We start from the raw sequence: 6076 nt of genomic DNA, 5'->3' as shown, positions 1-6076 counted from the left end.
GTGCATATATAATTGATTCCTTATTATTAGCAGAGTGGAGAAAAGCATTGTTACAAGTAGCTATAATGATAGTAATGACGGGTATTATTGGAATACTTTCAAGCTTTGTTAATCAAATTATAGAAGTAAAAAGTATGACCATTAATCGATTATGTAACAGCAAAATACTTCTAAAAGCTATTTCCCTTGACTATGCAACCTTTGAAGATAAGAAGAATCTAGAAGAGTTTCAGGCTGCTGACTATAATGTATCTAGAAATGGTGGATTTGGTTATTATATGCTACATTTTTCAAAAATACTTACGGGTGCAGTAGGTTTTTTGGTGTCTATTATAATGTTAGTTGGGCTTTGTCTTGAGGAAGTAAAAGAAGCAGGTTTTCTAGGAATTATTACATCTAGAGTGGGTTCATTTGCATTGGTTGGAGTATTAATTCTTATATTAGCAGTAATCTATTCTGTTTTATCAAAAGATATTCATGAGAAGAACTTTTCCATGTATCAAGAGATGATGGATATCAATCAAAAGATGGAATTTATGTCCATGAAACTTTCTACGGATGTTGATTACGCAAAAGAAATTCGGTTATATCGAATGAGAGGAATGATTTGTTCAGAATGGAAGAAACTGAATATTGCAATAATTGATTTTTATCAGCGGTTTTGGAAAGCAACACAACAGTTTTTAATGACAACCTCTTTCTTAAATGATTCTGTTCTATTATTAGCATATCTTTTTGTTATAGTAAAAACATATGTAGGTGCAATATCGATAGGTGCATTTACAAGATATGTGGGTGCAGTAAGGCAGATGAATAGTTCACTTCGAAGCATTATCGAAGAGATGAATGGGTTTCGACTTTGTCAGTCCTATTTATCATTCTATACCGACTTTTTGGATAAGAGGAATAAACTAGATACGGGCTCTTTACCAGTAGAGAAGTGTGGGAATAATGAATATGAATTCGAATTTCATCATGTAAGTTTCCGGTATCCAGAATGTGAGGATTACATATTAAAAGATGTATCAGTTAAATTAGATATGAAAAGTCGCTTTGCAGTAGTTGGTCGTAATGGTGCAGGAAAGACAACGTTTATCAAATTACTGTGTAGGCTATACGATGTTACCGAGGGTAAGATTACATTAAATGGAGTAGATATTCGAGAGTACGATTATGGGGAATATCTAAATCTCTTTGCCACAGTTTTCCAAGACTTTTCCTTGTTCTCTATTCCGGTTAAGGAGAATGTGGGAGGCAGTAAGAATATAGAGGAAGAAAAGATTTGGAAGGTATTAGAATGTGCAGGAGTTAAAGATCGTATTGATAAGATGCCTAATAAATTAGACACTAAATTATTTCATAATGCATGAGAAGGAGAAGATATTTCTGGTGGTGAGTCTCAAAAGATTGCGATTGCTAGAGCGTTATACAAAGATGCGCCATTTGTTATTCTAGATGAGCCAACTGCAGCACTTGATCCAATTAGTGAACACGAGATTTATTCCCGTTTTAACGAAATGGTTCATGACAAAACAAGTATTTATATATCTCATAGAATGAGTAGTTGCCGTTTCTGTGATGATATATTGGTATTTGACAAAGGAAGCTTAGTGCAAAGGGGAAATCATGAAGCTTTGATGAAAGTAAAAAAAAAGATTTAAGCAAAAAATTGGAAAACACAAGCAAGGTATTATGCAGGTGAGGAACAGAAAGAAGAAGTTACTAAAATTTAATAAAATATGGGGATATGGTCCCGTTAGAAAAGGTTGGCATATACTCCGACTATATGTTCGATGGAGAATGGAATTATATTACGTACCTGCAGTGGAACAAGAGTATATTAAGAATATGCCAGTATGGGATGGGAGTTTTAATTAGTATTGCGCATTATAGTAGAATTAATACTAGCTTCAAATTTCAGCTACATACAATGGTAAACCCTACCAACATCTGATAATTATTATCATATTTTTGGGCGCTTTACATCTTGTAAAAAACAAATTTAATGTTATAATAAGTTTCAGAACTGCGTTAGTAATGACTAACTTGTTAACGCAGTTCATATTTTTAGCATATGGTTAGTTATAACTAACTAAATGCATCATCCGAAAGAACTCGCTTGATGCATTTTTTAACACCAGGAGTTAGATATAACTAACCAAGAGAGGAGAGAGGAACAATAAGAAAAAATCTATTTACCATTATTCTTGCTGCGATAATGTTGATTTTGTCTGCTTGGTCGATATTCATTGGTGTTATAGATATAGACTTAGGAAGTATTTTAAGCGGGAATACAGAGCAGATTGAACTGCTTCTGATTTCTAGGTTACCCCGGTTACTTGCGTTATTGTGTACTGGTATTGGTATGAGTGTAGCTGGACTTATTATGCAACAGCTTTGTATGAATAAATTTGTTTCACCTAGCACTGGTGCAACAATTTCATCAGCTCAGCTGGGAATACTGATTGCACTCCTTTTTATGCCGAATTCAACAATATGGGGAAGAGCTATATTTGCATTTGTTAGTTCAATTCTTGGAACATGGCTATTTGTTTGGTTTGTTCAGCACATAAAGTTCAAAGATGTAATAATGGTACCTCTAGTTGGTATTATGTTCGGAAATGTTATCGGAGGCATAACCAATTATTTAGCTTATAAATACGAGATGACGCAGGCACTCTCTTCATGGCTTGTTGGACATTTTTCAATGGTTATTCGTGGTCGTTATGAGATTGTATATCTTGTTGTCCCACTTGTTATTCTTGCATTTGTATTTGCAAATCATTTCAATATTGTGGGAATGGGAAAAGATTTCTCGAAAAATCTTGGTGTGCCATATAATTTAGTTCTCTTTATGGGACTTAGTATTGCAGCGATGATTACAGCGTCGATTGTAGTTGTTGTAGGATCCATTTCGTACATAGGACTAATTGTTCCAAACATTGTTGCAATGATCAAAGGCGATAAGATCCGAGGAACATTGATTGATACGGCATTATTTGGTGCGATTTTTGTACTTGTTTGTGACATGATAGGCAGAACGGTTATAGCACCTTATGAATTACCAATCGAATTGATTATAGGGATTATAGGGAGCATCTTGTTTATAGCACTTCTTTTGTACAGACTTAAAAACGGACGGAAAGCGATACGTTTTTACCTTGGTACAAAAAAGATGGGAGGTGCTGTAGATGAATAATGTTGCATATAGAAAGAATATTAAGAAACTCACAATAATGGCTATGCTTGTATTGCTTGCAGCAGCGTTATACATGCTGGTTGAGGTGAATTTTGATAATACAAAATTATTCAAATATGCAATGAAAATCAGGACTCCAAAGCTTATCGTTATGCTTATTACAGCGTTTGCAATAGGCGGTGCCTCAATTGTGTTTCAATCGGTTATCAATAATACGATTGTAACACCGTGTCTTTTGGGAATGAATTCACTATATACACTAATTCACACAGTGGTGGTGTATTTCGCGGGTTCAGGTAGCATTCTTGCAGTAAATACGAATCTGGCATTTGCAGTTGACTTGATTCTTATGGGTGTAACTGCAACTTTTATATACAGTTATCTCTTCAAAAAGACCAAGCATAATGTTTTGTATGTATTGTTAATAGGTACGGTGCTTTCGTCATTCTTCTCAAGCATACAAACTACGCTTACTAGGGTAATGGACTCAAACGAATACGATGCACTGCTGGCTACACTTGTTGCAAGCTTCAGTAATGTTAATTCGGACATTATTATATTTTCACTGATCATTCTTGCTGCGGTAATTATTATATTTCGCAAAGACCTTGCACTTCTTGATGTAATTACGCTTGGAAGAGATCAGGCTATAAATCTGGGTGTAGATTATGATTCCAGCATACGTAGACTACTTCTTGCAGTAACACTTTGTATTGCTGTGGCCACTGCGATGGTCGGGCCTATTTCGTTCTTAGGTCTTATTATTGCAAATCTTACTCGCCAACTTCTTAAAACATATCGTCATGGGCAACTTATACTTGGTGCGGCTATGTTTGGTATGATTGTAATGATAGGAGGTCAGCTTCTTGTGGAGCATGTATTCAGTTATGCGATTCCGATAAGCGTGTTTATAACGGTAGGAGGCGGGATTTACTTTCTATATCTACTTTTAACTAACAGGAGGGCATAAGAAATGCGTATTCAGGATTTAACAAAACGATATGATGAAAAAGTCGTTGTTGACGGAGTTACTTTTGAAGTCCCTAAGGGAAAGGTGCTGTCTCTTATAGGTCCTAATGGTGCGGGAAAATCTACTGTTATGGGAATCATATCAAGACTGATTGCTGGTGACAAAGGCATCGTTGATTTTGACGGCAAGGATATCAAAAAGTGGAAGAGTAAAGAACTATCAAAAAGACTTGCTATTCTCACTCAGAGCAATAACATTCAGATGAAACTTACCGTTAGAGAACTGGTAGCGTTCGGAAGATTTCCTTATAACGGAGGGCATAATACCTCAGAGGACAATGATATTATTAACCGTGCAATCGATTATATGGAGCTTGAAGAATTTCAGGACAGATTTATAGATGAATTGTCAGGTGGTCAGAGACAAAGAGCTTATATTGCGATGGTTATAGCTCAGGATACAGAGTACATTCTGCTTGATGAGCCGACTAACAATCTTGATATATATCATGCTACTAATTTAATGAAAATTGTTCGTCGCCTCTGCGATGAGTTGGGTAAGACGGTGATTTTAGTGTTGCATGAAATCAATTACGCAGCATTTTATTCAGATTACATCTGTGCGTTTGTAGATGGAAAAATTGCTAAGTTTGGAACAGTTAAGGAGGTGATTAACAAGGAAACACTGGCCGAAATCTATAAGGTAGACTTTGAGATTATGGAGATTTCGGGTAAGCCACTATCAATCTATTATTAACACTATCTTTCGGTACTTTAAAAAAGGAGAATTTTACTATGAAAAAAATATTATCTCTTGCGTTAGCATTGGTTATGACTATGAGCTTGGCTGCATGCGCTAAATCAAATAAGGATACATCAACAAATGAGCCATCATCTACAGAGGTTGCTGATTCAGCAAATCAAGCTGATTCTGAATCAACATCTGAAACAGAACAGAAACCTGAAACCATAACGATTAAGAGTTTAAATGCAAATAAAGAGGAAATAGATTTAGAAGTACCTTATGATCCTCAAAAAATCGCAATTCTTGATATGGCATCACTAGATATTCTTGATGCGCTGGGACTTGGAGACCGTGTAGTTGGCACAGCGAACACATCTCTTGACTATCTTCAGACTTACGTTACAAAAGATGGCGTAGCAAATCTCGGAACTATTAAAGAAGCAGACTTAGAAGCTGTTATGGCTTCTGAACCTGATGTAATTTTCATCGGTGGACGTCTTAGCTCCTCTTATGATGCTTTAAGTGAAATTGCTCCGGTAGTTTATCTTGCAACAGATCAAGAAATTGGTGTAGTTAAGAGTGTTGAAAAGAATGCAAAAACAATTGCGTCAATGTTTGCTAAGGAAGATGACGCAACACAGCTTATGAGCGGATTTGAAGCTCGTATTACTGCATTGTCAGAGTTTGCAGAGGGTAAAAATGCTATAATCGGTTTATCAACAAGTGGTAGCTTTAACGTTCTTGCTAATGATGGTCGTTGTTCTATCATCGGAGTAGAAATCGGTTTTGAAAATGTGGGTGTTGACAATAAGATTGATGCTTCTGCTCATGGAAACGAAGCTTCCTTTGAGTTTATCGTAGACAAGAATCCTGAATACATATTTGTAATGGACCGTGATGCTGCAATCAATACTGAGGGAGCACAACTTGCACAGGAGATTATGGAAAATGAGCTTGTAATGGGAACTGACGCATACAAGAACGGAAACATTGTATATCTTGCTCATCCTGCTGTATGGTATACAGCTGAAGGTGGTATTACAGCTCTTGATCTTATGTTATCAGACCTTGAAACTGAATTACTAAATTAATAGATATATCTGAATAAATTGTTTGAGTAAAATAGCTATGTTATTAAAATGAAGTGCATTGAAATACACCAT

At 35.8% G+C, this 6076-nt stretch carries 5 protein-coding genes and 1 pseudogene; all 6 read left to right on the top strand.

The genetic code is table 11. From position 1 onward, the window contains the following. Window positions 1-65 precede the first annotated feature (65 nt). The 6 genes and pseudogenes from ACW2QF_RS10880 (at window position 66) to ACW2QF_RS10855 (ending at window position 6004) form a co-directional block, all read left to right on the top strand. Window positions 66-1661 (top strand): annotated as a pseudogene (locus tag ACW2QF_RS10880) (ABC transporter ATP-binding protein). Window positions 1662-1698: 37 nt separating this feature from the next. Beyond that, a complete protein-coding gene (locus ACW2QF_RS10875; protein ID WP_455716029.1) occupies window positions 1699-1878 on the top strand; it encodes a hypothetical protein in 180 nt (59 codons plus the stop codon). A 340-nt stretch (window positions 1879-2218) separates the two neighbouring features. After that, window positions 2219-3199 carry an ABC transporter permease gene (locus ACW2QF_RS10870; RefSeq protein WP_455716028.1) on the top strand — a complete coding sequence of 327 codons (981 nt, stop codon included), beginning with the start codon at window positions 2219-2221 and terminating at the stop codon, window positions 3197-3199. Next, window positions 3192-4169, top strand: coding sequence for an iron chelate uptake ABC transporter family permease subunit (locus ACW2QF_RS10865; RefSeq protein WP_455716027.1), 978 nt, complete (start codon window positions 3192-3194; stop codon window positions 4167-4169). Before ACW2QF_RS10870 ends, ACW2QF_RS10865 begins: the two co-directional genes overlap by 8 nt. A 3-nt stretch (window positions 4170-4172) precedes the next feature. Further along, window positions 4173-4925 carry an iron ABC transporter ATP-binding protein gene (locus tag ACW2QF_RS10860; RefSeq protein WP_455716026.1) on the top strand — a complete coding sequence of 251 codons (753 nt, stop codon included), beginning with the start codon at window positions 4173-4175 and terminating at the stop codon, window positions 4923-4925. 38 nt (window positions 4926-4963) lie between these two features. Then, window positions 4964-6004: a siderophore ABC transporter substrate-binding protein gene (locus tag ACW2QF_RS10855; RefSeq protein ID WP_455716025.1), complete on the top strand. Its 1041-nt coding sequence runs from the start codon at window positions 4964-4966 to the stop codon at window positions 6002-6004. The last annotated feature ends 72 nt before the right edge of the window (window positions 6005-6076 follow it).

This window comes from Anaerosporobacter sp. (assembly GCF_965301125.1).
Note: the sequence above shows the minus strand (reverse complement) of the source record. Positions and strands in the feature narration are given on the sequence as shown.

Bases quoted from the DNA above. Each gene is read 5' to 3' on its own strand.
- ACW2QF_RS10860 (WP_455716026.1), top strand. From the start codon at position 4,173: ATGCGTATTCAGGATTTAACAAAACGATATGATGAAAAAGTCGTTGTT.
- ACW2QF_RS10855 (WP_455716025.1), top strand. From the start codon at position 4,964: ATGAAAAAAATATTATCTCTTGCGTTAGCATTGGTTATGACTATGAGC.
- ACW2QF_RS10870 (WP_455716028.1), top strand. From the start codon at position 2,219: ATGTTGATTTTGTCTGCTTGGTCGATATTCATTGGTGTTATAGATATA.
- ACW2QF_RS10865 (WP_455716027.1), top strand. From the start codon at position 3,192: ATGAATAATGTTGCATATAGAAAGAATATTAAGAAACTCACAATAATG.